This window comes from Afipia sp. 1NLS2 (genome assembly GCF_000178995.1).
GTDB lineage: Bacteria > Pseudomonadota > Alphaproteobacteria > Rhizobiales > Xanthobacteraceae > Afipia.
Window position 1 is genome coordinate 594,061 of record NZ_ADVZ01000001.1, and the last position, 26,849, is coordinate 620,909.

The window sequence follows — 26,849 nt, forward strand, 5'->3', positions numbered from 1 at the left end:
CCGCCTACGCCGCCGTCCAGCCGCCGTCGATCGACAGATTGGCGCCGGTGATCTGGGCCGCATCATCACCGCACAAATAGACTGCAAGGGCCGCGACTTGCTCCGACGTCACGAACTCCTTGGTCGGCTGCGCCTGCAGCATCACGTCCTTGATGACCTGCTCCTTGGTCATATTGCGCGCCTTCATGGTGTCGGGAATCTGCTTTTCCACCAAAGGCGTCCAGACATAGCCGGGGCTGATCGCGTTGCAGGTGATCTTGAAGGTCGCAAGCTCCAGCGCCACGGTCTTGGTGAGACCTGCGATGCCATGCTTGGCCGCGACATAGGCCGACTTGAAGGGCGATGCCACCAGCGAATGCGCCGAGGCGGTGTTGATGATGCGACCCCAGCCGCGCTTCTTCATGCCGGGCACCGCCGCGCGGATGGCATGAAAGGCAGATGACAGATTGATGGCGATGATCGCGTCCCACTTCTCGGGTGGAAACTCCTCGACCGGGGAGACGAACTGGATACCGGCGTTGTTGATGAGGATGTCGACCGAACCGAAAGTCTTCTCTCCGAGCGCGATCATCTGCTCGATCTCGGCAGGCCTGGTCATGTCCGCGGGAGAATGCACCGCCTTGACGCCGAATTCGCTCTCGATGCCGGAACGCTCTTTCTCGATATCGGCGGGCTCACCCATGCCGTTGAGCACGATATTCGCGCCAGCCTTGGCAAGCGCGCGTGCGTAAGCGAGACCGATACCGCTGGTCGATCCGGTGATGACGGCGGCCTTGCCTGCCAGTGAACCCATTGCGTGCTCCTGCGTCTGGAAGATTGTCGCGGAGAACGTGGGGCGTGATGGATGCGCCGTCAATCCCGACGAGCGCAGGGGAGAGTCTTATCTTTTGACGCGTTTTCTCAACGCGAACCGTCATCCTCGGGCCAAGCCCGAGGACATGCTTCGCTTGAAAACGCTTTAGCGATCCGGCGAGGCCAGGATCATGGTCCAGAATACCTTGTACTTCGAATTCGGCGCATAGACCGCGGCAATGCCCATTTTTGTGACACCGCTCGCCAGCATGTTGGCCCGATGCGAGGGCGAGTCGCGCCAGCCGGAAAACGCTTCCGCCATGGTGTGGTAGCCGGCGGAAATATTCTCGACCGCCTTCGCGGCATTAAAGCCCGATGCCTTCACGCGCTTGGCGAACGGACCCGCGACATCGTGATCGAGCTTGTTCTTGGCCGCCATCGCCCGCGACTGCGTTTCGGCGGCGGTCATCAATTCGGAATCGATCGTCACCGCGCCCAACCCGTTATTCTGGCGGTATTGGGAGATCATCGAGGCCGCCGCACTGGCATCGAGTTTGGCGTTCGGATTCGCCATGCTGACATAAAAGGATGGCTGCTCGGTGGAGATGTCGTTACCGGCGCAACCGGCGAGCACGAGCAATCCCAGAATGGCGACGGCTAATCGTAACATGTGTGCAAAGGCCCCTTGAGAGGGCCGTTGTTGCACAGGAACCATGGCTGAAAGGTGAACACGGACACAATTTTCATGCCGTCCGGCTCCCGGATTTATGCCCCGGCGAAAATCCGGAACCGGCGGGGCTGAAGCCCCACCACATCGCCGGACTTGAGCCCACGGTCGCGCGGCGCATCGATTTCAATCACGGTCTCCCCGCCGCCGACATGCAGCGCGATATCGGCCCGCTGGGTAGGGCCGAACGTGCGCACGTGCCTGACGTCGCCCTCGAGAAGCCCGCTGCCCGCAGGACCCACCGCGACATCATGGCGACGGATGAAAAGTTTCGATGGCCCCGAAGCGCTGCCCTGCGGGTCCAGACCAAGCGTTGTCTCGCCGAGGCGAACCTGGCCGTTCACGACCTGCACGGGCAACACGATGGATTCACCGATAAAGCCATGCACGAAAGCACTCGCCGGATTGTCATAGACATCGCCCGGCGAACCAACCTGCTCGATCTTGCCCTTATCCATCACCACCACGCGGTTGGCGACTTCGAGAGCCTCTTCCTGATCGTGGGTGACGAAAATTGAGGTGACATGAATCTCGTCATGCAACTGGCGCAACCAGCGCCGCAATTCCTTGCGCACCTTGGCATCGAGCGCGCCGAACGGTTCATCCAGCAGCAGGATGCGCGGCTCGATCGCTAGTGCGCGCGCAAGCGCGATGCGCTGACGCTGGCCGCCAGACAATTGCGCGGGATAGCGATCGGATAGCCAGTCCAGTTGCACAAGGTCGAGCAACTCCTTCACGCGCCGCCGAATGACATCCTCGCCGGGGCGCACCGCGCGCGGCTGCACCCGCAAGCCGAAGGCGACATTCTCGAACACGGTCATATGGCGGAACAGCGCATAGTGCTGGAAGACGAAGCCGACATTTCGCTCGCCCGCGCCGCGCGACAGCGCATCATTGCCGTCGAACCGCACCGAGCCTGCATCCGGCCAATCGAGACCAGCGATGATGCGCAGGAGCGTGGTCTTGCCCGAGCCGGACGGGCCGAGCAGCGCCAGCAGTTCTCCATCATCGACCCTCAGGCTGACATCGTCGAGTGCCTTGAACGCGCCGAACCGTTTGACGAGATTGCGAACATCAATCGTCATTTGCGGGCTCTCCTTCCAAATGTCCTTCGAGGATGGTCTTGGCAACCAGCGTCACCAGCGCCAGCAATGCGAGCAGCGAGGCGACGGCGAACGCCGCCGCGAGCTGGTACTCGTTGTATAGAATCTCGACCAGCAGCGGCATCGTGTTGGTTTCGCCGCGGATGTGGCCGGACACCACCGACACCGCGCCGAATTCGCCCATCGCCCGCGCGTTGCACAACAGCACGCCGTACAGGATGCCCCATTTGATGTTGGGGACGGTGACGCGGAAAAATGTCTGAAGCCCGGATGCGCCGAGGGAGATCGCGGCTTCTTCCTCCTGCGTGCCCTGCTCTTGCATCAGCGGGATCAGCTCGCGGGCGACAAACGGGAACGTCACGAACGTCGTCGCCAGCACGATCCCCGGCGTGGCAAATAAAATTTGAATGCCGTGCTGCTGCAGCCAGACGCCGAACAGGCCCTGCATACCGAACAGCAGCACGAACACGAGCCCCGAAATGACCGGACTCACCGAGAAGGGTAGATCGATCAGCGTGATCAGCAGCGTTTTACCGCGGAATTCGAACTTGGCGATCGCCCACGCCGCCAGGAGACCGAACACGAGGTTGGCGCTCACCGAGATCAGCGCCGTCGTCAGCGTCAGCAGGATCGCCGATAGCGTCTCAGTGCCGGACAATGCATCGAAATAGGCCGACGTGCCCTTGGTGAGCGCGGTGGCGAAAACCAGAATCAGCGGCAACAGCACGAAGACCGACAGGAAAGTCATCGCGAAGGCGATGACAAGAAAGCGCAGGATGCGCGGCTCCGAGCGCGCATCGGGGCGCGCCAGCGGCAGAATACGGCTTGTGGTGAGGACAAGATCGCTCATTTCAATGCCTCGCTGCGCCACGGGTCTGGGCCCAGCGCTGAATACGGTTGATCACGAAAATAATCAGGAAGGCCGCGACCAGCATGACGACTGCGATCGCGGTCGCATCGGCATAGCGGAATTCGGACAGCCGGATCACGATCAGTAACGGCGCGATCTCCGACACGTTCGGCAGATTTCCCGCGATAAAAATCACCGAGCCGTATTCGCCGACCGCCCGCGCGAAAGCGAGCGCGAAGCCGGTGAGAATGGCAGGCGTCAGACTCGGCAGGATGACTCTGGCGATAACCTGCCAGCGCCGCGCACCGAGACTGCTCGCGGCCTCCTCCAGTTCCGGCTCCAGATCGGCCAGCACCGGCTGCACCGTGCGCACGACGAAGGGAATGCCAATGAAGATCATTGCCACGAAAATGCCGAGCGGCGTAAACGCCACCTTGATGCCCAGCGCCGCCAACGGCGCACCAAGCCAGCCCTTCGCGCCGAACAGCGTGCTCAACGCGATGCCCGCCACCGCCGTCGGCAGCGCGAAGGGAATATCCACGATCGCATCGAACAGGCGGCGGCCGGGAAAATCATAACGCGTCAGCGCCCAGACAACGATGACGCCGCCCACGAGGTTGACCAGTGCCGCGGCGAAGGCGATGCCAAACGACACCGACAGCGCATGAAGCGTGCGACCGCTCGTCACCGCATCGAAGAACCCGGACCAGCCAAGCTCCGCGCTCTTCAGAAACAGACACGCAAGCGGCAGCAGAATCAGGATTGATACCCATGTCAGAGTGAGCCCGAGGGTCAGCCCGAACCCCGGCAACACGCTCCGTCTCGTCAACACACTCACAGCGCCTCGCTTGCTTCGATAAACCGTGACTGCCGGGCGCATGTGATGCGCCCGGCAGTCCTTGTCGATCAAAAATTCCGTCAGTTCTTATAGATCTTGTCGAACACGCCGCCCTCGGCGAAGTGCTCCTTCTGGGCTTTGGTCCATCCACCGAACCCATCGTCGATGGTGAACAGATCAACCTTGGCGAAATTCGCCGCATACTTCTTGGCGACTTCGGGATCGCGCGGGCGGTAGAAATTGCGCGCCGCGATCTCCTGCGCTTCCCTCGTGTACCAATGTTTCAGATAGGCCTCGGCAACGCCGCGCGTCCCCTTCTTGTCTACAACACTGTCGACGATCGCCACCGGTGGCTCGGCAAGGATGGAAATCGCAGGCACCACGATCGCGAACTTGTCCGCGCCGAATTCCTTCACCGCTAGATAAGCCTCGTTTTCCCAGGCAAGCAGCACGTCGCCAACACCACGCTCCACGAATGTCACGGTCGAGCCGCGCGCACCGGTATCGAGCACCGGCACGTTCTTGTAGATGTTCGCGACAAATTCGCGTGCCTTGTCTTCGGAGCCGGACTTCTTCAGCGCGTAGCCCCAGGCCGCGAGATAATTCCAGCGTGCGCCGCCCGACGTTTTCGGATTCGGCGTAATCACGCTGACGCCCGGCTTGATGAGATCGTCCCAATCCTTGATCGCCTTCGGGTTTCCCTTGCGGACAAGAAACACGATCGTCGAGGTATAAGGCGACGAATTCTGCGGCAGGCTTTTCTGCCAGTCCTTCTTCAGCACGCCCTTGTTGGCAATGGCATCGATGTCATAAGCCAAAGCGAGCGTCACAACGTCCGCCTGCAAGCCATCGATCACCGAACGCGCCTGCGAGCCCGAGCCGCCGTGCGACTGCTTGATTTCGACGGTCTTGCCGGTTTCCTTCTGATAGGCAGCCGCGAATGATTTGTTGAAGTCGACGTAAAGCTCGCGCGTCGGATCATACGACACATTCAGCAACGTATAATCGGCGGCGTGCGCGGCACCTGCAACCACGATTCCCGCGAGCGCAAGAAGGGCACGACGGATCATTCAAATCTCCATGCGAGCCGATGACAAAACGTCATCAGCGATGGAGCTACAGTCCGAAACTCACGTGTTTACGTCAACGAAACGGGATTTCTTTGTTTGATGCGAAGCGTAACGAACGTGCTATCAAGTCTTCGCAACGTGAATGCCGCATTCTGTCTTGGCTCTTCCGCGCCAGCGACCGGCACGCGCGTCTTCTTCTCCCGGCGCACTTCGACTCGAGCACGGCATGCATCCGACCGACGCGTAGCCTGACGCGACCAGAGGATGCTGCGGCAACTTCGCTTCCGCGTAGAGCGCCCTCAATTCTTCCGCCGTCACATTGGCCAGCGGATTGAATTTCAACCGCTCGCCATCACGTTCGACGACGGGGATGGCCGCGCGTGCACCGCCCTGAAATCGCTTGCGGCCATTGAGCCAGGCAGCGAACGGCGCAAGCGCACGCGTAAGCGGCTCCACTTTGCGCAAATGGCAGCACGCATCCGGATCGGTCAGCCACAATTCACGATCCGCGTCCTGCCGCGCCACGTCCTCGGTTAACGGATGGATCGTGTGCACGTCGGTCAGGCCGAGATGATCGATCAGCGTGTTGCGGTAGGCGAGCGTTTCCTCGAACAGCCAGCCGGTATCGAGAAATACGACAGGGATCGCCGGGTCGACATCGGCCGCGAATTTCAGCAGCGCCGCCGATTCCGTGCCGAACGACGACACCAACGCGAGCTTCTCGCGTCCGACCGCTTCAACAGCGGCACGAATGATGTCCGCGGGCGAAGCATCATTCAGCCGCGCGTCCAGCGCCGCGACGTCCGTAACTTTTACATCCAATGCCATCACTGGATTTTCTCCATAAGGCTCGCGGCCAGCCGATCGAAATCCGACCGGCGCCATAACAGCGAGCGCTCCACCACATCGCCGATGATAAGGATCGCAGGGCCGTTCTCGACCTGCGTGACAAGATCAGGAAGCTGGTCGAGCGTGCCGACCACGGCTTTTGCATCCGGCCGCGTCACACGCGCGAACACGCCGACCGGCGTACCGGGCGAGCGGCCTGCGGCCAGCATCCCGGCGCGGATCGCGGGCGCCGCCGTGATGCCCATGTAGACCACCACCGTCATCGCAACGTCGGTGAGAAGCGACCAGTCCACCGCCTCGGCATCTTGAGTCTTGTGCGCAGTGAGGAAGGTGATCCGCGTGGCCTTCTTGCGGAATGTCAGCGGCACCTCGAACTGCGCTGCAGCACCTATTCCGGCGGTGACGCCCGGAATGACGGCATAGGCAACACCCGCTTCGCGCAGCGCCGCGATCTCCTCGCCGCCGCGACCGAAAATGAAAGAATCGCCACCCTTGAGGCGGACGGCGCGCTTGCCCGCGCGCGCGGCTTCGATCATCAGCCTGTTGGTGGCCTCCTGCCCGATCCCCGGCTTACCGATACGCCGGCCGACCGACACGCGCGCGGCATCGCGGCGCGCACGATCGAGCACTTCAGGCGACACCAGATCGTCGTAGAAAATCACGTCGGCATCCTGAAGCGCCCGCAGCGCCTTGATCGTGAGAAGATCGGGATCGCCCGGTCCCGCGCCGACCAGAGTGACGAGACCGCGTTCGGATGCGAAGGCGACAGGATCCTCGATCGCATCCAGCGCGCGTTCGGCCTCACGCTCGCGCCCGGACAGAACCAGCGCGCCGATCGGGCCATCGACGATGCGCTCCCAGAATGTCCGCCGATCGGACATCTCCGGCAACCGCGCCTGCATCGGCTTGCGCCAACGACCGATGAAGGCTGCGAGGTCACCAATACGCGCAGGCAGAATGCTTTCGATCTTCTCGCGCACACGCCGCGCCACCACCGGCGAACTGCCGCCGGTGCCGACCGCGACAACGACATCGCCGCGATCGACGATGGCCGGAAAGATGAAGGTCGAATGCGTAAGATCGTCCATGACATTGACGGGAATGCCCGCCGCCCGCGCACGCGCCGCCATGGTTTCGCCCAACTCTCCCGCCCCGGCGCAGAGAATGGCGATGACACCATTCAGGTCCGCTGATAAAGGATCGCCGGCGCGTTCGACCCGGCCCGCAGCCTCGCTATCGAGGCCGGAATCGTAGTCGCCATCCACGGCAAACCATCTCACCCGCGCTCCCGCTGACAACAGCAGCCGCAGCTTTGCCCGCACCAGATCTCCCGCGCCCACAAGAAGAACGGGCCCGGTTTGAAGGTCGAGAAAGATCGGCAGGAAGCGCATGACAACTCGAAGCTGAAATTCTGGATTGACTAGAATTAATTTCTATATATGTATCTAGAAGATACACCAAGTAGAATTTAATTCTTCTAAAGAACGATCCTATCGAAGAATTTTTGCCTTCCCAGATAGTGAAACAAGGGAAATGTATCTTCTTGTCGAAGACCGCGACGGCCAAGAGCACAAACTGGAAGGTCTGGACGGATGGCGCGTCATGGAGGTCATCCGCGATTGGGGGCTTTCGATCAAGGCCGAATGCGGAGGCGCCTGCGCCTGCGCAACCTGCCACGTCTATGTCGACCCGGAATGGGTCGGGCGGCTCGCGCCGCCGAGCGATGAGGAAATCGACATGCTCGACGGGGCCTTCTTCGTCGAGCCGAATTCACGGCTTGCCTGCCAAATCCTGATGACTCCTGAAACCGACGGCCTGCGCGTCAAGCTGGCCCCGGGTACGGAGTAGCCACGAAAGATGACGACGCATGGACCATCTCGACGAGCTTGAAGCACAAAGCATCTACATTCTTCGCGAGGGGTTCGCGCGCCTGAAACGGCTCGCCTTGCTGTGGTCGCTCGGCAAGGATTCGAACGTCATGATCTGGCTGGCGCGCAAGGCGTTCTTCGGCAAGGTGCCGTTCCCGTGCCTGCACGTCGACACGCAAAAGAAATTCCCGGAAATGTACGCCTTCCGGGATCACTACTCGAAGGAATGGGGCCTCGATCTCAAGGTGGACTTCTGCCCGCCGGTCGAGGAAGTCGACCCCACGCTGCCACCGGCGGCCCGCTCTGCGGCGCGCAAGACCGAAGGCCTCAAGCTCGCACTCGCCAAGTACGGTTTCGATGGCCTGATCGCTGGCATCCGCCGCGACGAGGAAGCCACCCGCGCCAAGGAGCGCGTGTTCTCGCCGCGCGGCACGGAAGGCGGATGGGACGTCCGCGACCAGCCGCCGGAGTTCTGGGATCACTTCAACGCTTCGGTGCCCCCCGGCGCGCACCTGCGCATTCATCCGATCCTGCATTGGACCGAGACCGATATCTGGGCCTACACCCAGCGCGAGAACATCCCGATCATCCCGCTTTATCTGTCAAAGAACGGCAAGCGTTATCGCTCGCTCGGCGATCAGGACATCACCAATCCCGTCGCCTCGCATGCCTCGAGCATTCCCGAAATTCTCGCCGAGTTGCACAGCACCAAGGTGCCGGAGCGCGCGGGCCGCGCGCTCGATCATGAAACCGAAGATGCCTTCGAGCGGCTGCGCGTCGCCGGTTATCTGTGAAGCGGGAGCAGCGCCATGACCATTCTTGTTTCTCCTTCTGCCGTTCCGCACGCCGCAACCGGCGAGCGCCCGCAGGTTTCCATCGTCATCGTCGGCCATGTCGACCACGGCAAATCGACCCTCGTCGGCCGCCTCTTGCATGAGACCGGCAGCCTGCCGGACGGCAAGCTCGAAATGCTGAAAGCCGTCAGCGCGCGGCGCGGCATGCCGTTCGAGTGGTCGTTCCTGCTCGATGCGCTGCAGACCGAGCGCGATCAGGGCATCACCATCGACACCACGCAGATCCGTTTCCGCACGCCCTCGCGCGACATCGTCCTGATCGACGCGCCCGGCCATGCCGAATTCCTGCGCAACATGATCACCGGCGCCTCGCAGGCCGACGCCGCCGTGCTGATTATCGACGCCCTTGAAGGCGTGCGCGACCAGACCCGCCGCCACGGCTATCTGTTACATCTGCTCGGCGTGAAGCAGGTCTGCGTCGTCATCAATAAAATGGACCGCGTCGATTTCAGCCAGCCCCGCTTCGAGGAAATCAAACGCGAGATCAGCGAGCATCTCACCGGACTCGGCGTGACCCCGGCTGCCGTTATCCCGATCTCCGCGCGCGATGGCGATGGCGTCGCGCACAACACGCCGCGCATCGCCTGGTACAATGGTCCAACCGTTGTCGGCGCGCTCGACACGCTGACGCCAACACGCGCTCTCACCGAATTGCCGCTGCGCCTGCCGGTGCAGGCGATCTACAAATTCGACGACCGCCGCATCATCGCGGGCCGCATCGAGGCCGGACAACTTTCACCCGGCGATGAAATCGTCATTATGCCTGCGGGCAAGATCGCCAAGATCAAGACCGTCGAGAGCTGGCCGAACACCCCCGTGAACGGACCGCAAGCGGCTGGCCGCTCGGTCGGCATCACGCTCGACCGCGAACTCTTTCTCGAGCGCGGCGATGTCATCGCCCACACGGCCACGGCGCCGCGCGACACCCGCCGCCTGCACGCCCGTATCTTCTGGCTGCATGAAGCGCCGCTGAAAACCGGCGACACCGTTCTCGTCCGCATCGGCACGATGGAGAGCCGCGCCACCGTAGTCGCCGTCGAGAAGGCGGTCGATCCTGGCGAATTGACGGGCGTCGCAAGCACCTCGATCGCGCGCAACCATGTCGGCGAAATCGACCTTTCGCTCGCAAGACCCGCCGCCGCCGACCCCTATGCCGACAACCCGCGCAACGGACGGCTGGTGATCGAAGTCGGCGGCCGCATCGCAGGCGGCGGACTCGTGCTCAGCATCGATGCCGGACAGCGCGCGGTGCCGGTCGATATCGTCCCCGTCGAATCCGCTCTGCAACCGCAAGAGCGCGCGGCGCGGCATCATCACTCCGGCGCGGTGCTGTGGTTCACGGGCCTGCCCGGCGCAGGCAAGTCGACGCTCGCACGCGCGCTGGAGCGCAGGCTGTTCAGTCGTGGTGGCTCCGCGATATTGCTCGACGGCGACACGCTGCGCGCAGGCCTCAACAGCGATCTCGGATTTTCCTCCGACGACCGGCGTGAAAACATCCGCCGCCTCGCCGAAGTCGCAGCCCATCTCGCCCGCAACGGCCACATTGCCATCGTCGCGGCTGTCTCCCCCGCCGCAGAGGACCGCGCCCAGGCTCGCCGCATCGCCGACGACCTGTTCCATGAGATCTACGTGTCGACATCCGCCGAGGTTTGCGAAAGCCGCGACCCGAAAGGCCATTACGCCAAGGCGCGGGCGGGCGGCCTGCCCGGATTCACCGGCACCGGCACCGATTACCAGCCACCCTCCACCGCCGAACTTGTGCTCGACACCGCGACCCGGCCCGTTCTCGAGGCGGTCGGCGAGATCGAGCGCATGCTGCTTGCGAGCCACGTCCTCCTGCAGGAACCGATGGATATTGCCGCTCACATCTGAAGGCAGCGGACACGCTTTCCTCCGTGCGGGGCAAAATCTGTCATCGCGCGGAGTAAAATTGTAAATTTTGTAAAAATAGATTTGCAAAATCGCAACGCTTAGTCGTTTTCGTGCGCCATAGGTCTAATAGGTGCTATGCAGCAAAACACTTCTCTTTATGGGGTGTTTATCGTTAGATCGTCCCAATCCAATTCATTTCGGCGGACATTTCATTCCATTTTTTGAAATGGCCGCCAGTGGCTGTTTGGGAATGGGACTGAAATGACTCGCACAGAAATCGCCGGCCTGAAGATTGCTCCTGTCCTCGCGGAATTCGTCGAGAAGGAAGCCGTACCCGGCAGCGGAATTTCCGCCGAGAAATTCTGGAACGGCGTCGCCACGCTCGTGAAGGAATTCGCAGCAGACAATCAGGCGCTTTTGAAAAAGCGCGACGAACTGCAAAAGCAGATCGACGAATGGCATCGCGCCCATCGCGGCAAGCCGATCGACCTCGCCGCTTACACCGCGTTTCTGAAGGAGATCGGTTATCTCGTCCCCGAACAGCCGACGCAGCCGGTGAAGACCGCCAACGTCGACGACGAAATCGCCCACATTCACGGCCCGCAGCTCGTGGTGCCGCTGAGCAACGCGCGCTATTCGCTCAACGCCGCCAACGCGCGCTGGGGCAGCCTGTATGACGCGCTATATGGCACCGACGCCATTCCCTACGACGCCGATTACAAAAAGAACGGCTACGACAAGAATCGCGGCGCCAAGGTCATCGCGAAGGCCAAGGCGTTCCTTGACCAGTCCGTGCCGCTCGCCAAGGGCAGCCATGCCGACGTCACCGGCTATTCCGTTGAGAAGGGCGAACTGGTCGCACGGCTTGAAGGTGGTTCAACCGCGCTGAAGAACCCGGCCCAGTTCATCGGCCATCGCGGCAATGCCGCAGCCCCTTCGGCGGTCTTGCTGGTCAACCACCGCCTGCACATCGATATCGAGATCGACCGCACGGCCACGATCGGAAAGGACGATCCCGCCGGCGTCAACGACATTGTCATCGAATCCGCGGTGACGACGATTCTCGACATGGAGGACAGCGTCGCCGCCGTCGATGCCGAGGACAAAGTCCTGATCTATCGCAACGCCCTTGGCCTGATGCAGGGCACGCTGAAAGCCGAATTCAGCAAGGGCGGTAAGACGCTGCATCGCGAACTGAACGACGACCGCGCCTATGTCGGCCGCGACGGCAAGGAAATCACGCTCCCCGGCCGCAGCCTGATGCTGGTGCGCAATGTCAGCATCCACATGTACACGGACGCCGTGCTCGATGCAGCCGGCCATGAGATTCCCGAAGGCATTCTCGATGCCGCCATCACCGCGCTGCTCGCGCTGCATGATCTGAAGCAGCGCCGCAACAGCCGCGCTGGTTCGGTTTATATCGTCAAGCCGAAGCTGCATGGCCCGGATGAAGTGGCGCTGACCGTGCGTCTGTTCGGACGCGTGGAAGAAGTGCTGTCGCTGCCGGCCAACACGCTCAAGGTCGGCATCATGGACGAGGAACGCCGCACCACCGTCAACCTCAAGAACTGCATCCAGAACGCATCCGAGCGCGTCTGCTTCATCAACACCGGCTTCCTCGACCGCACCGGCGACGAGATCCACACTTCGATCGAAGCCGGCCCGCTGGTCCGTAAGGCCGAGATGAAGGCAAGCGCCTGGATCAAGGCTTACGAGGATTCCAACGTCGACACCGGCCTGCTCGACGGCCTTCCCGGCCATGCGCAGATCGGCAAGGGCATGTGGGCCGCGCCCGACAAGATGGCTGACATGCTGGCGCAGAAGATCGCGCATCCGCAGGCTGGTGCCGCGACCGCATGGGTACCCTCGCCGACCGCAGCCACGCTGCACGCGATGCACTATCACCTTGTCGATATCGACGCTCGGCAGAAGGAGCTGAAGTCGCGTCCGCGCGCCAAGCTCTCCGACATCCTCACCATTCCGCTCGCCAATTCGAACTGGTCGTCGGACGACGTGAAGGAAGAACTCGACAACAACTGCCAGAGCATCCTCGGCTACGTCGTGCGCTGGCTCGATCAGGGCATCGGCTGCTCGAAGGTGCCCGACATCCACAATGTCGGCCTGATGGAAGATCGTGCCACGCTGCGCATCTCGAGCCAGTTGCTCGCGAACTGGCTGCACCATGGCGTGATCGACCGCGAGCAGGTGATGGAAGCGCTCAAGCGCATGGCCATCGTCGTCGACAAGCAGAACGAAGGTGACCCGGACTACACGCCGATGGCGCCGCGCTATGACGGCATCGCCTTCCAGGCGGCCTGCGACCTGATCTTCAAGGGCCGCGAGCAGCCGAACGGCTACACCGAGTTCATCCTCCATGCGCGCCGCCGCGAGATCAAGGAAGCGGCGCGGCGGAAGCTGGCATCCTGAAGCCAGTCTCATCCCGAAAGCAAAAAGCCCGGCATTGCCGGGCTTTTTTATTGAGCGCTACAGCGTGATGTATCGCACCAGCGAGAGAATACCGATGATGATGACGACGATGCGGATGATCTGTTTCGCCCGTCCCTCGATCGGCAGCATATTAACCAGATACAGAACCAGAATAACGACAACGAACGTAATCAGTGCGCTGATGAGCAATGACATGAAGGCCCCGTCTGTTTGACCGCGACGAACATAAATCGCCGCTCCTCAGAGAAGCCAACGCGTGACGGAATTTGAAGTTCCCGTTCGGGAACGGATTACTGCGCCGCCATGACGGGGATGGTCGCAAAGCGGGAGGCCGCACTCTTCGTCTGGGCGGGACTGACCTTCAGCGTCACCCGGCTGGACTTCGCCCCGGTCGCCGACAGCGTGCCATCTGCGTTGGCGACCAGGTCGCCCTTACGCAGCGTCGGGTCGTCCTTGATATCGATATGCGCAAGTCCCCCCGGGGTCCTGCCGTTGCAAGTGCACCCGTTCACGAGCTCATTGCGATAGCGGAAAGCATTGGGGAGTGCCGAATAGGGTTTGCCGCTGTCGGTCGCCGCGCTGTCGATATCATGCCCGAACACCACCTTGGTTGCGCTGGCAGGGCAAAGGCTCTGGCACATCTCGGCCTTGCTCTCGTTCCCTGTCGCACCAAGCGGAAAATACCGGCCATCGCAGGTGCGCACGCAGTACGCCTTAGAAGGCCCCGATGCGACACGCGACTGCTCCGGCGCGGCGTTATCATAGCCCGGCTCGGCAAACGGCAACGAAGGAGCATGGTAGCTCGGCCGCACGAATCCACCGAACAGCGATGAAAAGAAATCCTGGGCTTGCGCCGGCGAACCAGAGGCGACGATGGCCATCGTCAATCCGGCGGCGAGACCCGTGATCCACGTCGCATGTTTCGGCGGCATTCCACTTCTCCTCACACCCATCCTGCGCGTCCTACCGGGACAGCGTTAATCGAGCCTCGACAACTGCATCGGCTGGCCGGCTCTTTCCATGCTGGTGGTTAGCGAGGCTTGAGATGGCAACGTGCGTTTTGCTTCAAATTGCGGAGAACCGCCCTTCGGCAGCACGATCACCTTGGCGCCGACCTTCACGCGATTGAACAGGTCCTCGACATCGGTGTTGGTCAGGCGGATGCAGCCGCTCGAGACGAACTTGCCGATGGTGGTGGGATCGTTGGTGCCATGGATGCGATAGTCGCTATGGCCGAGATACATCGCCCGTGCGCCGAGTGGATTGCCGGGCCCGCCCGCGACGAACCGCGGCAGATAGGGCTGGCGCGCGATCATCTGTGCCGGCGGATGCCAATCCGGCCATTCCGCCTTGCGCGAAATGGTCTGCACACCCGACCATGTGAAGCCTTCCCGCCCGACGCCGACGCCATAGCGGATGGCGCGATTGCCCCCGAGGACGAGGTAGAGATAGGTGTGGCGCGTATCGATGATGATCGTGCCCGGCGCCTCGCGGCTCGGATAGGATACCACCGCGCGCCGCAAGCGATCCGGCAACGCCGCATCCTCAGAGGCTTCATTGTCGGGGGCCCCCGACGGAACGGCTGAATTCTGCGGCCAGTACAGGCCAGGCTGCGCCGCGTAGCTTAGGGACTGCGCGGAAGCCGGCGCAGCGACGATCATCGCCGCTGCCATCACGGATAAACCAGCGCTCCAGTTCAACACCGAGCGCAATGCGAAAAAGTCCCTCCTACCGCCAGCCAGGTCATTCATGACACCACGCCTCCGCGCATCCCATGATGCGAGCGCGAAGCCAATGCGCAGACAAGCCTTGCGGTTCCTTACCTCTTTAGAGACGAGGATCACAAACTGAGCGAGGAACCATTGCCTCATGATTCTCGTTATGACGCCTGTTAGTGCGGAGTTTCTCGCTGCCGGGGGTGTTGCCGGAGGGGAAGTTTGTTGCATCTGACGGACGGCCGGCAGTCCCGCCAGTTTGTTTCAAGTTGTGGCCATTGCCGGATACCGATCGAGCGAAAAACCCATGCATGAGCGCGCGATCGAAACCGTTGGCGAACCTGTCCCCGAAAGCATCGCCCTTTCGCCTCCCGTCATCCAGCGCGCCGAAATCGTCTCGTTCTGTCTGGTCGCGCTGCTGATCCTCGCCATCGTCGCGGTGCTGTATGTGGGGCGCGCGTTCTTCCTGCCCGTCGTCACCGCGGTCATTCTTGGCACCATGCTCTCACCCGCGGCCAAGCGCCTCGAGGCCTTCCGGGTGCCGCGTCCGGTCTCGGCGGCGCTCATCGTCGTCCTCACCTGGGCGGCTTTCGTGCTGATGATCGGGCTGATCTCGGTGCCGGTGATGGATTGGTTCGGCAAGCTGCCTGAGCTTGGCCCCATCCTGAAGGACAAGCTGCATGTGTTCGACCGCCCGCTTGCGATCTGGCATCAACTGCAGGCGATGCTGGGTGCGCCGGCCACGGCAGAGCCGTCGTTGCAGCTTCCGAAAGTCGCGTGGGTACAGCCCACGATTGAATTCCTTTCCCCGACATTCACCGAAATCCTGCTGTTTTTCGCGGTGCTCGTTCTGTTCATCGCAAGCTGGCCGGACCTGCGCCGCGCGCTCGTGATGAATTTTCCCAACCACGACTCCCGGCTGCGGATGCTGAGGATCCTCAACGCTATCGAAACCAATCTCGGCAGCTATCTCCTCACTGTCAGCTTCATCAATGCCGGTGTCGGCGTCGCCACCGGCATCGCCTGTGCGCTTGCGCAAATGCCAAATCCGGCAGGGCTTGGCGGGCTCGCTGCGACGCTGAACTTCATTCCCATCATCGGGCCAATCCTGATGTTTGCGATCCTGCTGTGTGTCGGGATCGTCGCGATGCCGACCCTTGGCGGCGCGCTGATCGCGCCTCTCGCCTTCGCGGGGATCGCCTTCGTCGAGGGACACTTCGTCACACCGACAATCATCGGGCGGCGATTGTCACTCAACGCGCTGGCGGTGTTTCTCGCGCTGGCATTCTGGACCTGGCTGTGGGGGCCGATGGGCGCGTTTCTATCGTCTCCGCTGTTGATCGTCGGCCTCATCGTCAAGGAGCACATGATACCTGAGCGCGACCAGCCGCTTCCATCAGACTGAGGCTGCGGGAACTTTCCGGGATAGGGACGCGTTTGTGCTGCACACAGCTCGCCCTGCAGCGGGCATTCCGATGTCGCGTACCGGTAACGGGAAATTCAGCACATGACAGATCAAGCCACTCTCGACCGCCTTCAGAAAGATTTCGATGCCGTCAGAAAAGACGTTTCAAATCTCGCGCAGCAACTCACCGAGTCGTTGAACTCACTGGCCGACACCGCACAAACTCGCGCCAGACGCGGCTATCGACAGGCTCGCGCGCAGGTCGATGCCGCCGTCTCCGATGCGGCGGAGCGCGGCAGCGCGGCGCTCGACATGGCGCAGGACGCCGCCAACACCCTGGAAGAAACCCTTGAAGATGCGATCACTGAACGCCCCCTCGCAGCCGTCGGCCTCGCCATCGGCCTCGGCTTCCTGATCGGCGTGACGTGGCGCCGCTAGTGCCCTGAACCTTCAAGGCGGGCGCGCGAGCGACCGCCTTTTTCGTTTGTCCTGTTTCACTGATCGAGGCTTTCATGCTCGACAAGTTCATTGATGACCTGAAGGAAAGCGCCGGAACGGCGATGCGACTCACGTCGCTCGCCGCCGCTGTTGCCGTTTGCCTTTTCATCACCACCGGATTCCTGTGCGGGGCGGCCTTCGTCGCCGTGCTTGATAAATATGGCCCGGTCTATGCCTGCCTCGCCGGCGCCGCCGTGTTCTTTGTCTGCGCGGCCATGGCTGCGATCTGCTACGCACTGCGTAAACGCGCCATCCGTCAGCGTCGCGTGGAGGCCGCAAAATCGACGCTGCAAACCGCGCTCGGCGACCCGCTCGTCATTGCAACCGCCCTGCAGGCCGTGCGGATTATCGGCGTGAAGCGGATGATCCCGCTGCTCGCAATCGGCGGCATCGCGTTGGGGCTGATGTCGAAGCGACCGTCCGCGAAGGAATAATCGCCCGTGTTTTTGCGCGGGCGGTGCAAGTGCAAGTCCACTGCTTCAATGGCACGTCAGGTGATGCAGCGGGAGGGTTGCAGCAGCTTCGCGACCGGCGTCAGCACACTGACGGACGGCTCGCATGCCACCATGCGTTTACCCGTCGAAGCCCGGTCCACCGGAGGGGGCGCGATATGGTCTGTCGCAGAACCGCCCGCAGGCAACGGAACGCGCATCATCACCGAACTATCGGCACCCGGCAGCTGGAAAGAAACAGTGAGGTTCGGCCCTGGCACGGATGGCGTTGTGAGACGGTCGCCTTTGCCTGCGCGTTCGATCTGAGGCCCCGCATCGGCCCGCACAATCGCAGACGGCTGCCGCTGATCGCCCTTTGCGGGGACTTCGAGATGCACGGTGCTGAACGCCAGCGTTGCTGCGGCAGCACCCAAAATTCCTGAGGCCAACTGAAACATGGTCGTCGTCGCTTTTACTAAACGCACCACAGACGATGCATCAGATAACGATTGCCGGAAGGCTTCGTTCCGGCAAGAGATCTGGCGGGGTAAGACTATCGAGCGCAGGTGCAGTACCCCAAAAGAGGTAGGTGCCCGTTTCTCCAAGAAAAAAGCCCCGCTAAGCGGGGCTTTTCGTGAACGTGGTCAGGCCCCGCCCGTCAGGCGCTCGCCCGCTGGTTACGATTGCGTGAGTTCCTCTGAAAGAACAGCGCCTGGCTCGCCACCGCCGAAACCATCGCCGGCTGGAACGGCTTCGAGATCAGGAAAGCTGGCTCTGGCCGTTCGCCGGTGAGGAAGCGTTCCGGGTAAGCGGTGATGAACACCACCGGCACCTCGAAGGTTCGCAGCAGTTCGTTCACCGCATCGAGGCCCGAGCTGCCATCCGCGAGCTGGATATCGGCGAGGATCAGGCCCGGCCGCTTGGTTTTCGCGAGCGAAAGCGCATCGCTGTGAGTGCGCGCGACGCCGATGACGTTATGGCCGAGGTTTTTCACCAGACTTTCGAGATCCATGGCGATGAATGTCTCGTCCTCGATGATGAGCACGTCAGTCGCGATCTCGGCTGCAAGCTCGCGGCCCGCCGTATCCGTCAGCGCACGAACTTCCGCAACATCGATATCGAGAATGAAACTGACTTCTTCCTCGGAGAAACCTTCAAGGGACAGCAGCAGAAAGGCCTGACGCGCCAGGGGCGTGATGTTGGAGAGCCGCCGCTCCGACGCGGCTAGAGGAACAGGCTCGCCTTCGTCATTCAACGCAACCGAATGCCAGATCTTGGTAAAGAGGCGAAACAGGCCGACTCGAGGGCCATGGCTCTCATCCAGCAGAGAGGGATCCTGCAGCAGGGCCTCCAGCATCGCGCCGACATAAGAATCTCCAGACGCCTGGCTCCCTGTCAGCGCGCGGGCGTACCGGCGCAACAAGGGCAAATGTTCAGCAACAAGCTGAGAACGGGACATACCCCCTCCATAAAATCGATATCGTGGCTGCAGGCGATCGAGACTATGTCCCGGAAGCCGTGTCCCTATCTACCCCCGAGCGCGATTAAAGTTCCCTTCTCTCGGAACTTTCTGGTTTGAACCGCATTAAAGTTCGGAGAATGGCCTGCAGACTATCCGGCCGGTAAAAAAAGCATTCTCCTTGAAGGAGTTAACCCATGGCGACAGCATGGATTCAACCATGAAAGACCCCAAGCCGCTTCCCAGCAAGCCGGCCCCCAAAAGCGGCCTCAATGCAGAAATCCAGGCCCGGATCGGCCACCAGCTCCGCGCCATGTACGACGATGTCGTCAAACAGGGAGTGCCGGATCGCTTCGCCGATCTGATCCGCAAACTGGACGCCGGCGAACCGCCTGGGACCGACGGTGAGGGCCTGCCGCAAAACAGTATCGGGAGGGATTGATGCCTCTCACAGATTCTCTTCGCGACGAAATCCTCGCGTCTGTGCCGAGTCTCCGCGCCTTCGCGATTTCGCTCAGCGGAAAGAGCGATCGTGCCGACGATCTGGTGCAGGAAACGTTGCTGCGTGCGCTCGCCAATATCGACTCGTTTCAGCCCGGCTCGAATCTGCCTGCCTGGCTGTTCACGATCCTGCGCAATCTGTTTCGCTCCGATTATCGCAAACGGCGGCGCGAGGTGGAGGATGCCGAGGGCAGCTACTCCAAGACGCTGAAGTCGCAACCCGCGCAAAGCTCGCATCTCGAATTCGAGGAGTTTCGCGCAGCACTCGAAAAACTTCCGCAGGACCAGCGTGAGGCCCTCATCCTCGTCGGCGCTTCAGGCTTTTCCTATGAGGATGCGGCGGCCATCTGCGGATGCGCGGTCGGCACCATCAAAAGCCGTGTCAACCGGGCGCGCTCGAAGCTCAGCGCCATGCTGTATGTCGACGGCACGGAGGATTTCGGGCCTGACAGCACGGTCCGCGCCGTGATCGGTGGCAGCGGCAACTGATCGCTGTTGTCTCCTGTATCGAACAGGACAACGGGGCGCCCTCTGGCGTCCCGTTGTTATTTCCAGCCCTGATCCGGATATCCGGCGGACATGATGGAGCCGCCCTCAGGTCGCGCGCGAGATATAGCCCGTCCGGTTCATTTCGTTCTCGTCCACCACCGTCGCCATCGGCGCGGTCAGTTCATAGACATAGCTGACATCGGTGAAGTATCGCTTCGAGGTACCACCGAGCGCCTCGGGGGCGACGCGGTCGAGCAGCACGATACCGAAATCACTCTCAGGCCGGCGCGTCGCAACACTGGTGTTGAATTCCTCCCAGTGGAATTTGAAAATCGCATGTGGCTCCTCGCCGGAGACCGTCCAGTTCGCCACGATATGCGGATGCTTGCCGACCAGCGACAGCCCCTCGTCCGAATGCGAGGCCAGTTCGAAAAACAGCAGCGACAGGCTCTGCGCCGCGCGCGCCGAAACCGTGATGTCGGGCCCATCGAGCGCAATGCGGTCGCCGTGCGGAATCGCGCGTGAATCGAACAAACCCTTGAGTTTCACGCCCTGCCACTGACTGTCGCTCAGCAGCGTGACGACATTCGACATCGCATGAATGCGGCCGATCAGCAGTTCGCGCGCACTGTCGATGTCGGAGCCATGGCGCAATGTTCGCGTCACGATCGACTGGATCACCGCGAGGATATTCTTGACGCGATGATTGAGCTCGTCGATCACCGCCGTGAGCCTGCGCTCGAACCCGATCCGGGTCTGGATTTCCCGGCTGAGGCGCACGTTGTTGTAAGAGACGTAGCCGAACAGCGAACACAGCACGACCGTCACCGCGAGGCCGATCAGGCCAGCAACAAAAGCATGATTGAGCGCACGCTGCATGGTGTCGGTCTTGGGATAATAGTCCAGCGCCCACTGCCGGCCGCCAAACAGGATCTTGCGAACCTCGGGCCGGTTTTCTTCCGGTCGTGCCGCCGCCGTCACCACCTCGCCGTTATTATCGAGCACGAGTTCGCCGCCCTTGGCGCGGGGATCCCGCAGCGCCACGGAAAACAGCGAAAGATCGTCATTTCCGAGCATCAGCGACAGCCGGTATGACGTGGTGATGAAGCCGATCGGGGATTTCGTACCCTGCTTCACAACCGGCACGGCCAAAACCACACCCAAGGAGCCACCCACCGGCGACAAAATCAGCGGATCGGATGCTTCCGGCTCACCTGTTTCGGCTGCCTTCGCCAGCGTAGGCCCGATCACCGGATGCTGGTCGTAAGCACGGCCCGGCAGCTTCAACGTGTTGTCGTCCTGCGGCTCGACATCCATCAGCACATCGACGCCTTTCGCCGCCGCGGCGGCGTCGAGCGGCGCATCGTTGAAATTCCGAATCTGCGGATTTTGGAAACCGGCTCTTTTCAATTCAGCTTCGGCGAGCGGGAAATCGGACGGCATCAAATGCGCGATCCAGCCCGTCACCACGAAATTGGTCTTGAAGGTGTAGATCGAGGGACGCAGCGGCTGCAACGCGTTCGAGGAAATCGCCGTCGAGGGCTGGAAAGCGCCGGCCGACACGCGCGCCAGAACCTCGCGTTCGCTCAACCGTTCCTGAACGAGACCGGCATGGGCATCAATCTGGCGCGTCAGCGCGGCGCGGTCGATGACGCCTTCCTGCTCATAGATACGATAGGACACCAGCCCGGAGACCAGTATCCCGATGATGGCGAGAAGCCCGATGAAAAAACCAACCCGGAGCACGCTTATCGACTCGGTACAAGGATTTGCCGAAGACACTTCAAGATGACTGCAACTCCTCCGGATTCAGGGCAGATAAAAAACGGCCCAGCGCGGCCGGGCCAATCCAAAGTAACAATGAACCGTCTATCGAAACTTACTGACGCGGAGCCGGCAAACCGAAAGAACGTCAAGCCACACCCTGGCCAATAGTTCCTGCCACCCAACCCCGCAAACCGCCATCGACCACGCGCTGCTGACTCCCGGCATTGTCCTCGGGGCTGGCAACTCCGTTCCGGAAGCGCGACAGCCGATTGGTTAAGACTTCGACAAAAAAGCCAGCAAAATCAATGCATGACAACCGTCATGAGCCCAGCCACGATGATGAACAGCCCAAGCAGGATCATGGCGAGTAAGAAGTCGCCGTAATCTATGGATTTCTTTTGGACCCTCAGCCACATGCATGCTCAACGGGCGACCCTTTCGAGCGTTCCGTCCAAAGAGGGGGATTAGCCTATTGGATCATGCGGTTGGGGACAGCGAGGGCCCCAATGGGCCGCCCAGGGGCGGAACATTCCGCCGCGTTCGCTTGATTTTAACCTTGAAAGCGCCGTCTTCGTGCTTCATAGCCTTGCCCACGACCTTGAGAATCGTCAGGTCTTTGCGAGCCGCGTGTTCGGATCCGTTTACGGTTTCTGGCTTGCCTTCTTTCAGCTAACCGAACCGACGCCCCAAACACGCGGGTGTCTCCGACACCCGAGCGCCCCCGAGGTCCAAGAAGACCGCCGGGCTCGCCCTTTGATTCATACAGAAAGCTTCACTTGACCTCCTTTCAGGATTTCGGCCTCGCCGATCCCATCTCACGCGCCCTCCGCGAAGAGAATTACGTCACCCCCACCCCCATCCAGGCCCAGACCATCCCGATCGCGATCACCGGGCGCGACGTCGTCGGCATCGCCCAGACCGGCACCGGCAAGACCGCCTCGTTCGCGCTGCCGATCCTGCATCGCCTTCTGGAGAACAGGGTCCGTCCGCAGCCCAAGACCTGCCGCGTTCTGGTTCTCAGCCCGACCCGCGAATTGTCCGGACAGATTCTCGACAGCTTCAACGCCTATGGCCGCCATCTGCGGCTGAGCGCGGCGCTCGCCATCGGCGGCGTGCCGATGGGCCGTCAGGTCCGCGCCATGATGCAGGGCGTCGAGGTGCTGGTGGCAACTCCCGGCCGCCTGCTCGACCTCGTTCAGGGCAATGCCGTCAGGCTCAACCAGGTCGAGTTTCTCGTCCTCGACGAAGCCGACCGCATGCTCGACATGGGCTTCATCAACGACATCCGCAAAATCGTCGCCAAGCTGCCCGTAAAGCGCCAGACGCTGTTCTTCTCGGCCACCATGCCCAAGGACATCGCCGAACTCGCCGAGCACATGCTGCGCGATCCGGCGCGCGTCGCGGTCACGCCGGTGTCCTCCACCGCCGAGCGCATCACCCAGCGCATCATCCAGCTCGATCACAGCGCCAAGCCGGCCACGCTTTCGGAACTGCTGAAATCAGAGCCGGTCAACCGGGCGCTGGTGTTCACCCGCACCAAGCACGGCGCCGACAAGGTCGTGCGCGGTCTCGTCAAGGCCGGGATCCCCTCGGAGGCGATCCACGGCAACAAATCGCAGAACCATCGCGAGCGCGTGCTGGCCTCGTTCCGCAATGGCGACATCCGCACGCTGGTCGCGACTGACATCGCCGCTCGTGGCATCGACGTCGACGGCATCACCCATGTCTTCAATTTCGACCTGCCGAACATCCCGGAAACCTACGTCCACCGCATCGGCCGCACGGCGCGCGCAGGTGCCGACGGCACCGCGATCTCGCTCGTGGCGGGTGAGGAAAATACTTACCTGCGCGACATCGAGCGGTTGATCCGCGTGACCCTTCCCCGCGAGGACCGGCGTACCGGCAAACACGAAACTCCAAGTCAGCCCCCCGCACAGCCGCGCAAGAACCATCGCGGCGGCGGCCAAGGACATCAGGGACAAGGCAAGGGGCGCGGTAACCAGGGACACGGCAAGGGGCGATCTTTTGAGGCGTCCGACCACTCCCATGCCGATGGCGCCCCCGGATCCCGCGGGCCGCAGCGCCGGCGGCGGCATCCCGGCCATGGTGTCAGTCCCGGCGCGAACCCCGGCTCCCATCACGATCCGGCAGCCACTCCCCGCGCCGAACAGGGGAAACATGAACGAACTCGGCCGTCGCAAGCCGGCCAGGCAAGCGGTATACAGGGCGTCGCCTTCCTCCACCGTGGCAGCGCACCTGCGCGCACCGCATCACAACCTAATCGCAATCGGCGCCCGCAGCGCTGAACTGATCCGGAGACGTTTATGGCCAAAGAAGAACTGATCCAATTTGAGGGATTGGTGACCGAAATCCTCCCCGACGCGCGCTATCGCGTCCAGTTGGATGCCGGGCATGAAATCGTTGCCTACACTGCAGGCAAAATGAAGAAGAACCGCATCAAGACCCTGGCGGGCGATCGCGTGACAATCGAAATGTCACCCTACGATCTGGAAAAGGGCCGCCTGATTTTCCGCCACAAGGACGAGCGCCCGGCCGGCGCGCCGCGCCCCACGGCGCCGCGCGGTGGTCAATTCCGCCGCCGCTGACCGCCCTTTTGCATACCCTGAAACCTGCCTCCCAAAAACGTCGGGGGGCAGGATTGTTTTGGGGGCTTCTTTCGAATAATATCGCCCAATCGAATTTCGGCCGGACGACAATAGCTATCCCCGGTATAGCCGGTTAGCGCTGACGACCTCTTCCAAATTTCGATCTCACCAACCCGTGGCGACACGGGTTATTAGACATCTACTTGAGAGGAACTACCCACGTGAGCATGGGAACAGTGAAGTGGTTTAACGCGACCAAGGGCTACGGCTTCATTCAGCCGGATGATGGTGGCAACGACGTGTTCGTCCACATCAGCGCCGTTGAACGCGCTGGCCTCGGCACGCTGCGCGAAGGCCAGAAGATCAGCTACGAAATCGTTGCCGATCGCCGTTCGGGCAAGTCGTCTGCCGATAATCTTCGCGCGGCCGGTTAAAACCGATCTCGCCGATATTTCGGTGATCTATTAAGGCCGCGCTCTGCGCGGTCTTTTTAGTTTGACGGCTTTTAACTTGATGACTTGAGGCCTGTGAGGCGCGCGTGAATCGCGCTCCACTCAGTTACAAACCGGAGCTGAGGGATAAGCCACCGAGTCCGTCTGCCGCGGGCGGGTGAAGGTTCTATCGCTCAAATGGAATGTCGGTGGCGTGAAGCTCCCGCCGTTCATTCCGGCAGCCGGTGTATAATCGTAAGCCACCTCGCTCATGATGAGATAGGTGCCTCCGATAGCGATGCCGCTGGGGACGAGCGTGGTCACCACCTCGTTGCAGCCGCGCGCCGATGTGTTCGACGCCTTGCTCCACTTGACCTTGGCGATCCCGTTGGTGTCGATGAAAACCTGCGAGATCTTTGCCTGCACCGGAGCGTTGGAATAAGGCGCCATCACCGCAGACGATATATTGAATGCATTGCTGATGTCCGTATCGGTGATTGATGTTGCCTGCGAAATCAAGTCGGACAGCGTACGCGTCAGGATGATAACCTTGCGGTCGACGGCAACCCCAGTCGACACTTCGATCGTTCCGAAAAACAGCATCAGAACGATGGGGAGAATGACGGCGAACTCCACGGCCGCTACAGCGCGTACATCGCGCACCAACCTGCACGCATTCAACCGTTCAGCCATTCGATAAAGCGACATTCGCATGATTCCAGATCGCACTATGGCTCGACACGAAACGCCGTCGTCGAAGATATAAGCCGCTTGTCAGATCCGATATTCGCCAGCGAGAAACCGAGGTTCGTGATCAGGAGCGGCCATTTGTAAAACGTCCGCACCACGACAATGCTGGCGCTCCCTGCAGCCGGCGGCTGATAGGTGAAATTGTTGGTGGCGTTTCCTGCCCCATCAAACAGTGTCGGCACAGTGAAAGCATCGCCGGCGGGATAGGCTCGCACGTCGAGGTAGATGCCGCTGCATGTCAGCAGGAATTGAACCCTGCCGCACAGATTGTCGTGAATCTGTTCGGCAGTCATCTGCTGGTCTTGCGCCTGATGCGTCAAAAGCAGGCGCGCGGTGTCCTGCGTACCTGTTTCGAGAACTTGCGTGGCAAAGAACATCATCGCGACTTCGACGATCGCGAACAGCAATGCGAAAAACAGCGGCGCGACCATAGCAAATTGAACCGCCGCGCTGCCCCTCCGGTTCATACCAAAGCGGCGGAAAACATCCCTCAGGTGCAGCGTGCGCGGCGACGGCGCGGGCATCGTGTTATCCTCAGTCGGGCCATTAAATAGCTACCGCCGAGACTAACCGACAGAGATTGTCGAATGCTTGCGCCCGATCCGGACAAGGCAAGGGGCACGGTTAAGAAAATGGTAACCAGTTTCTTCCGGAACGGTGAAAGAGCGGCGTTAGCCGCCATCGCTGCTGCGCTTCTTGCACGACGTCGAGCAATTATAGGTTTCACGCTCGCCGCCGCCCCGATAGACCGTAATCAGTTTCTCGTCGCTCGCGTCCTCGACCTTGCCGGGCTTATTGGCATCGACGAGGCTGCGCAGGGCAAGCGACAGCGTTCCGCTCTGCCGGGAACGTGCCAGCGTTTCTGCCTGGGCCGGCTTGAGCTCCAGCGTCGCGGTCTTGCCGACGACGACCTTCTGGCCGTTCTTTTCCTCGACCGTCTGGTCGATCGCGAGGACCCGCACATCGCTCAGGATGATCTCCGAGCTGACGCTCTCACCATTTCCCTCACGGCTCTTCTGGCGGCGGGACAGCAACACATCGACATGATCGTTGGGCAGGATAAAGCCACCAGCGCCGGTTTCCGGCGAGATTTCCGTCGAGATCGCCCGCATGCCGCTCGGCAAAATGGCCGCCATGAAGCCCGAGCCATTCGCCTTCACCAGCTTGGTTTCGCGGATCGGTTCGCCGGCAAGGAAGGGCGAGCGCACGATCGAACCGGTCATATCCTTGATAGCGTCGGCGCGTTCACTCTTCTTGACGAAGCTCGAGCTTGCCGTCGCGGCGGGCCAGGACTGCCACTTCATGTCATCGGCGGTGATGGTCTGGCCAAGCGGGATATCGCTCTTTGCCACCAGCACATCCGTGGTTTCCAGTTGCGGCACCGGAGCAGCGACACGGGGCGCCGGCTTCTGATCCGATCCACTGGCGAGGAAGGCTGCAACGCCACCGGCGCTGACGGCAATGGCCAGCACCACAACACGCGCGGTGTTCATCTGCTTACTCTCTTACGCAACTGTACAGGGGCC

General features: G+C 61.5%; 29 protein-coding genes. 12 read left to right on the forward strand and 17 right to left on the reverse strand.

All coding sequences use genetic code 11. The annotated features are described in order from the left end of the window. Positions 1-4: 4 nt before the first annotated feature. From AFIDRAFT_RS02880 to cysG, 8 genes are all read right to left on the reverse strand, one after another. Positions 5-793 carry a 3-hydroxybutyrate dehydrogenase gene (locus AFIDRAFT_RS02880; RefSeq protein ID WP_009337553.1) on the reverse strand — a complete coding sequence of 263 codons (789 nt, stop codon included), beginning with the start codon at positions 791-793 and terminating at the stop codon, positions 5-7. A gap of 165 nt (positions 794-958) precedes the next feature. Beyond that, complete coding sequence (locus AFIDRAFT_RS02885) at positions 959-1,462, reverse strand: CAP domain-containing protein (RefSeq protein ID WP_009337554.1); 504 nt, start codon at positions 1,460-1,462, stop codon at positions 959-961. 95 nt (positions 1,463-1,557) lie between these two features. Beyond that, positions 1,558-2,604: a sulfate/molybdate ABC transporter ATP-binding protein gene (locus AFIDRAFT_RS02890; RefSeq protein WP_009337555.1), complete on the reverse strand. Its 1,047-nt coding sequence runs from the start codon at positions 2,602-2,604 to the stop codon at positions 1,558-1,560. Next, a complete protein-coding gene (cysW, locus tag AFIDRAFT_RS02895) occupies positions 2,594-3,472 on the reverse strand; it encodes a sulfate ABC transporter permease subunit CysW (protein ID WP_009337557.1) in 879 nt (292 codons plus the stop codon). The genes AFIDRAFT_RS02890 and cysW overlap by 11 nt, the downstream gene beginning before the upstream one ends. A gap of 1 nt (position 3,473) precedes the next feature. Continuing rightward, positions 3,474-4,352 carry a sulfate ABC transporter permease subunit CysT gene (cysT, locus tag AFIDRAFT_RS02900; RefSeq protein ID WP_502685472.1) on the reverse strand — a complete coding sequence of 293 codons (879 nt, stop codon included), beginning with the start codon at positions 4,350-4,352 and terminating at the stop codon, positions 3,474-3,476. A 38-nt stretch (positions 4,353-4,390) separates the two neighbouring features. Next, positions 4,391-5,380 carry a sulfate ABC transporter substrate-binding protein gene (locus AFIDRAFT_RS02905; protein ID WP_009337561.1) on the reverse strand — a complete coding sequence of 330 codons (990 nt, stop codon included), beginning with the start codon at positions 5,378-5,380 and terminating at the stop codon, positions 4,391-4,393. 123 nt (positions 5,381-5,503) lie between these two features. After that, complete coding sequence (locus AFIDRAFT_RS02910; RefSeq protein WP_009337563.1) at positions 5,504-6,208, reverse strand: phosphoadenylyl-sulfate reductase; 705 nt, start codon at positions 6,206-6,208, stop codon at positions 5,504-5,506. After that, positions 6,208-7,620: a siroheme synthase CysG gene (cysG, locus tag AFIDRAFT_RS02915; RefSeq protein ID WP_009337565.1), complete on the reverse strand. Its 1,413-nt coding sequence runs from the start codon at positions 7,618-7,620 to the stop codon at positions 6,208-6,210. Before cysG ends, AFIDRAFT_RS02910 begins: the two co-directional genes overlap by 1 nt. A gap of 142 nt (positions 7,621-7,762) precedes the next feature. On the opposite strand from cysG, the gene AFIDRAFT_RS02920 reads away from it, so the two are divergent. The 4 genes from AFIDRAFT_RS02920 to AFIDRAFT_RS02935 all read left to right on the forward strand — a co-directional run bounded on the left by AFIDRAFT_RS02920 (position 7,763) and on the right by AFIDRAFT_RS02935 (position 13,250). Beyond that, the gene (locus AFIDRAFT_RS02920) at positions 7,763-8,077 is read left to right on the forward strand and encodes a 2Fe-2S iron-sulfur cluster-binding protein (RefSeq protein WP_009337567.1); all 315 of its coding nucleotides are present in this window, start codon (positions 7,763-7,765) and stop codon (positions 8,075-8,077) included. A 19-nt stretch (positions 8,078-8,096) separates the two neighbouring features. Further along, positions 8,097-8,891 carry a sulfate adenylyltransferase subunit CysD gene (cysD, locus tag AFIDRAFT_RS02925; protein WP_009337569.1) on the forward strand — a complete coding sequence of 265 codons (795 nt, stop codon included), beginning with the start codon at positions 8,097-8,099 and terminating at the stop codon, positions 8,889-8,891. A 15-nt stretch (positions 8,892-8,906) separates the two neighbouring features. Next, positions 8,907-10,823 (forward strand): adenylyl-sulfate kinase, encoded by a 1,917-nt coding sequence (gene cysC / locus AFIDRAFT_RS02930; protein ID WP_009337571.1) that lies wholly within the window; start codon positions 8,907-8,909, stop codon positions 10,821-10,823. A 261-nt stretch (positions 10,824-11,084) separates the two neighbouring features. Continuing rightward, positions 11,085-13,250, forward strand: a complete 2,166-nt coding sequence (locus tag AFIDRAFT_RS02935; protein WP_009337573.1) for a malate synthase G — start codon at positions 11,085-11,087, stop codon at positions 13,248-13,250. Positions 13,251-13,307: 57 nt separating this feature from the next. Here AFIDRAFT_RS02935 and AFIDRAFT_RS19675 read toward each other — a convergent pair whose 3' ends face one another. The 3 genes from AFIDRAFT_RS19675 to AFIDRAFT_RS02945 form a co-directional block, all read right to left on the reverse strand. Then, entirely contained in the window at positions 13,308-13,466 is a 159-nt protein-coding gene (locus tag AFIDRAFT_RS19675) for a Thivi_2564 family membrane protein (RefSeq protein ID WP_009337575.1), read from the reverse strand. 95 nt (positions 13,467-13,561) lie between these two features. Then, positions 13,562-14,203, reverse strand: a complete 642-nt coding sequence (locus tag AFIDRAFT_RS02940; RefSeq protein WP_009337577.1) for a DUF2865 domain-containing protein — start codon at positions 14,201-14,203, stop codon at positions 13,562-13,564. 45 nt (positions 14,204-14,248) lie between these two features. Continuing rightward, positions 14,249-15,022 carry a L,D-transpeptidase gene (locus AFIDRAFT_RS02945; RefSeq protein ID WP_009337582.1) on the reverse strand — a complete coding sequence of 258 codons (774 nt, stop codon included), beginning with the start codon at positions 15,020-15,022 and terminating at the stop codon, positions 14,249-14,251. A 271-nt stretch (positions 15,023-15,293) separates the two neighbouring features. Between AFIDRAFT_RS02945 and AFIDRAFT_RS02950 the strand changes: the two genes are divergently transcribed. The 3 genes from AFIDRAFT_RS02950 (at position 15,294) to AFIDRAFT_RS02960 (ending at position 17,323) form a co-directional block, all read left to right on the forward strand. After that, positions 15,294-16,391, forward strand: coding sequence for an AI-2E family transporter (locus AFIDRAFT_RS02950; RefSeq protein WP_009337586.1), 1,098 nt, complete (start codon positions 15,294-15,296; stop codon positions 16,389-16,391). Between the two features lie 102 nt (positions 16,392-16,493). Next, positions 16,494-16,829, forward strand: coding sequence for an ElaB/YgaM/YqjD family protein (locus AFIDRAFT_RS02955; protein ID WP_009337588.1), 336 nt, complete (start codon positions 16,494-16,496; stop codon positions 16,827-16,829). 74 nt (positions 16,830-16,903) lie between these two features. Continuing rightward, positions 16,904-17,323 (forward strand): hypothetical protein, encoded by a 420-nt coding sequence (locus AFIDRAFT_RS02960; RefSeq protein WP_009337590.1) that lies wholly within the window; start codon positions 16,904-16,906, stop codon positions 17,321-17,323. Between the two features lie 56 nt (positions 17,324-17,379). Here AFIDRAFT_RS02960 and AFIDRAFT_RS02965 read toward each other — a convergent pair whose 3' ends face one another. Then, a complete protein-coding gene (locus AFIDRAFT_RS02965; protein ID WP_009337592.1) occupies positions 17,380-17,778 on the reverse strand; it encodes a hypothetical protein in 399 nt (132 codons plus the stop codon). A gap of 200 nt (positions 17,779-17,978) precedes the next feature. Beyond that, a complete protein-coding gene (locus AFIDRAFT_RS02970) occupies positions 17,979-18,779 on the reverse strand; it encodes a response regulator (protein ID WP_009337594.1) in 801 nt (266 codons plus the stop codon). Between the two features lie 220 nt (positions 18,780-18,999). Between AFIDRAFT_RS02970 and AFIDRAFT_RS02975 the strand changes: the two genes are divergently transcribed. Then, positions 19,000-19,221, forward strand: coding sequence for a NepR family anti-sigma factor (locus tag AFIDRAFT_RS02975; RefSeq protein WP_009337596.1), 222 nt, complete (start codon positions 19,000-19,002; stop codon positions 19,219-19,221). Further along, a complete protein-coding gene (locus AFIDRAFT_RS02980) occupies positions 19,221-19,769 on the forward strand; it encodes a sigma-70 family RNA polymerase sigma factor (protein ID WP_002718381.1) in 549 nt (182 codons plus the stop codon). Before AFIDRAFT_RS02975 ends, AFIDRAFT_RS02980 begins: the two co-directional genes overlap by 1 nt. A gap of 105 nt (positions 19,770-19,874) precedes the next feature. Here the strand turns inward: AFIDRAFT_RS02980 and AFIDRAFT_RS02985 are convergent, their stop codons facing one another. Next, positions 19,875-21,515, reverse strand: a complete 1,641-nt coding sequence (locus AFIDRAFT_RS02985; RefSeq protein WP_009337599.1) for a CHASE domain-containing protein — start codon at positions 21,513-21,515, stop codon at positions 19,875-19,877. Between the two features lie 797 nt (positions 21,516-22,312). Here AFIDRAFT_RS02985 and AFIDRAFT_RS02990 point away from each other — a divergent pair. The 3 genes from AFIDRAFT_RS02990 to AFIDRAFT_RS03000 all read left to right on the forward strand — a co-directional run bounded on the left by AFIDRAFT_RS02990 (position 22,313) and on the right by AFIDRAFT_RS03000 (position 24,576). Then, a complete protein-coding gene (locus tag AFIDRAFT_RS02990; protein ID WP_009337601.1) occupies positions 22,313-23,842 on the forward strand; it encodes a DEAD/DEAH box helicase in 1,530 nt (509 codons plus the stop codon). Positions 23,843-23,860: 18 nt separating this feature from the next. Beyond that, a complete protein-coding gene (gene infA, locus AFIDRAFT_RS02995; protein WP_009337602.1) occupies positions 23,861-24,142 on the forward strand; it encodes a translation initiation factor IF-1 in 282 nt (93 codons plus the stop codon). Positions 24,143-24,363: 221 nt separating this feature from the next. After that, positions 24,364-24,576: a cold-shock protein gene (locus AFIDRAFT_RS03000; RefSeq protein WP_002714433.1), complete on the forward strand. Its 213-nt coding sequence runs from the start codon at positions 24,364-24,366 to the stop codon at positions 24,574-24,576. 120 nt (positions 24,577-24,696) lie between these two features. Here AFIDRAFT_RS03000 and AFIDRAFT_RS03005 read toward each other — a convergent pair whose 3' ends face one another. From AFIDRAFT_RS03005 to cpaB, 3 genes are all read right to left on the reverse strand, one after another. Next, positions 24,697-25,281 carry a TadE/TadG family type IV pilus assembly protein gene (locus AFIDRAFT_RS03005; protein ID WP_009337603.1) on the reverse strand — a complete coding sequence of 195 codons (585 nt, stop codon included), beginning with the start codon at positions 25,279-25,281 and terminating at the stop codon, positions 24,697-24,699. Positions 25,282-25,301: 20 nt separating this feature from the next. Further along, positions 25,302-25,847 (reverse strand): TadE/TadG family type IV pilus assembly protein, encoded by a 546-nt coding sequence (locus AFIDRAFT_RS03010; RefSeq protein ID WP_009337604.1) that lies wholly within the window; start codon positions 25,845-25,847, stop codon positions 25,302-25,304. Positions 25,848-25,994: 147 nt separating this feature from the next. Further along, complete coding sequence (gene cpaB / locus AFIDRAFT_RS03015; protein WP_009337605.1) at positions 25,995-26,816, reverse strand: Flp pilus assembly protein CpaB; 822 nt, start codon at positions 26,814-26,816, stop codon at positions 25,995-25,997. Positions 26,817-26,849 lie beyond the last annotated feature (33 nt).

Bases quoted from the DNA above. Each gene is read 5' to 3' on its own strand.
- AFIDRAFT_RS02910 (WP_009337563.1), bottom strand. From the start codon at position 6,208: ATGGCATTGGATGTAAAAGTTACGGACGTCGCGGCGCTGGACGCGCGG.
- AFIDRAFT_RS02890 (WP_009337555.1), bottom strand. From the start codon at position 2,604: ATGACGATTGATGTTCGCAATCTCGTCAAACGGTTCGGCGCGTTCAAG.
- AFIDRAFT_RS02920 (WP_009337567.1), top strand. From the start codon at position 7,763: ATGTATCTTCTTGTCGAAGACCGCGACGGCCAAGAGCACAAACTGGAA.
- cysT (WP_502685472.1), bottom strand. From the start codon at position 4,352: ATGCGCCCGGCAGTCACGGTTTATCGAAGCAAGCGAGGCGCTGTGAGT.
- AFIDRAFT_RS02970 (WP_009337594.1), bottom strand. From the start codon at position 18,779: ATGTCCCGTTCTCAGCTTGTTGCTGAACATTTGCCCTTGTTGCGCCGG.
- AFIDRAFT_RS02935 (WP_009337573.1), top strand. From the start codon at position 11,085: ATGACTCGCACAGAAATCGCCGGCCTGAAGATTGCTCCTGTCCTCGCG.
- cpaB (WP_009337605.1), bottom strand. From the start codon at position 26,816: ATGAACACCGCGCGTGTTGTGGTGCTGGCCATTGCCGTCAGCGCCGGT.
- cysC (WP_009337571.1), top strand. From the start codon at position 8,907: ATGACCATTCTTGTTTCTCCTTCTGCCGTTCCGCACGCCGCAACCGGC.
- AFIDRAFT_RS02880 (WP_009337553.1), bottom strand. From the start codon at position 793: ATGGGTTCACTGGCAGGCAAGGCCGCCGTCATCACCGGATCGACCAGC.
- AFIDRAFT_RS02940 (WP_009337577.1), bottom strand. From the start codon at position 14,203: ATGCCGCCGAAACATGCGACGTGGATCACGGGTCTCGCCGCCGGATTG.
- AFIDRAFT_RS19675 (WP_009337575.1), bottom strand. From the start codon at position 13,466: ATGTCATTGCTCATCAGCGCACTGATTACGTTCGTTGTCGTTATTCTG.
- AFIDRAFT_RS02980 (WP_002718381.1), top strand. From the start codon at position 19,221: ATGCCTCTCACAGATTCTCTTCGCGACGAAATCCTCGCGTCTGTGCCG.
- AFIDRAFT_RS02950 (WP_009337586.1), top strand. From the start codon at position 15,294: ATGCATGAGCGCGCGATCGAAACCGTTGGCGAACCTGTCCCCGAAAGC.
- AFIDRAFT_RS02905 (WP_009337561.1), bottom strand. From the start codon at position 5,380: ATGATCCGTCGTGCCCTTCTTGCGCTCGCGGGAATCGTGGTTGCAGGT.
- AFIDRAFT_RS03010 (WP_009337604.1), bottom strand. From the start codon at position 25,847: ATGCCCGCGCCGTCGCCGCGCACGCTGCACCTGAGGGATGTTTTCCGC.
- cysG (WP_009337565.1), bottom strand. From the start codon at position 7,620: ATGCGCTTCCTGCCGATCTTTCTCGACCTTCAAACCGGGCCCGTTCTT.
- AFIDRAFT_RS02965 (WP_009337592.1), bottom strand. From the start codon at position 17,778: ATGTTTCAGTTGGCCTCAGGAATTTTGGGTGCTGCCGCAGCAACGCTG.
- AFIDRAFT_RS02945 (WP_009337582.1), bottom strand. From the start codon at position 15,022: ATGAATGACCTGGCTGGCGGTAGGAGGGACTTTTTCGCATTGCGCTCG.
- cysD (WP_009337569.1), top strand. From the start codon at position 8,097: ATGGACCATCTCGACGAGCTTGAAGCACAAAGCATCTACATTCTTCGC.
- AFIDRAFT_RS02885 (WP_009337554.1), bottom strand. From the start codon at position 1,462: ATGTTACGATTAGCCGTCGCCATTCTGGGATTGCTCGTGCTCGCCGGT.
- AFIDRAFT_RS02975 (WP_009337596.1), top strand. From the start codon at position 19,000: ATGAAAGACCCCAAGCCGCTTCCCAGCAAGCCGGCCCCCAAAAGCGGC.
- AFIDRAFT_RS02960 (WP_009337590.1), top strand. From the start codon at position 16,904: ATGCTCGACAAGTTCATTGATGACCTGAAGGAAAGCGCCGGAACGGCG.
- AFIDRAFT_RS02955 (WP_009337588.1), top strand. From the start codon at position 16,494: ATGACAGATCAAGCCACTCTCGACCGCCTTCAGAAAGATTTCGATGCC.
- infA (WP_009337602.1), top strand. From the start codon at position 23,861: ATGGCCAAAGAAGAACTGATCCAATTTGAGGGATTGGTGACCGAAATC.
- cysW (WP_009337557.1), bottom strand. From the start codon at position 3,472: ATGAGCGATCTTGTCCTCACCACAAGCCGTATTCTGCCGCTGGCGCGC.
- AFIDRAFT_RS03005 (WP_009337603.1), bottom strand. From the start codon at position 25,281: ATGTCGCTTTATCGAATGGCTGAACGGTTGAATGCGTGCAGGTTGGTG.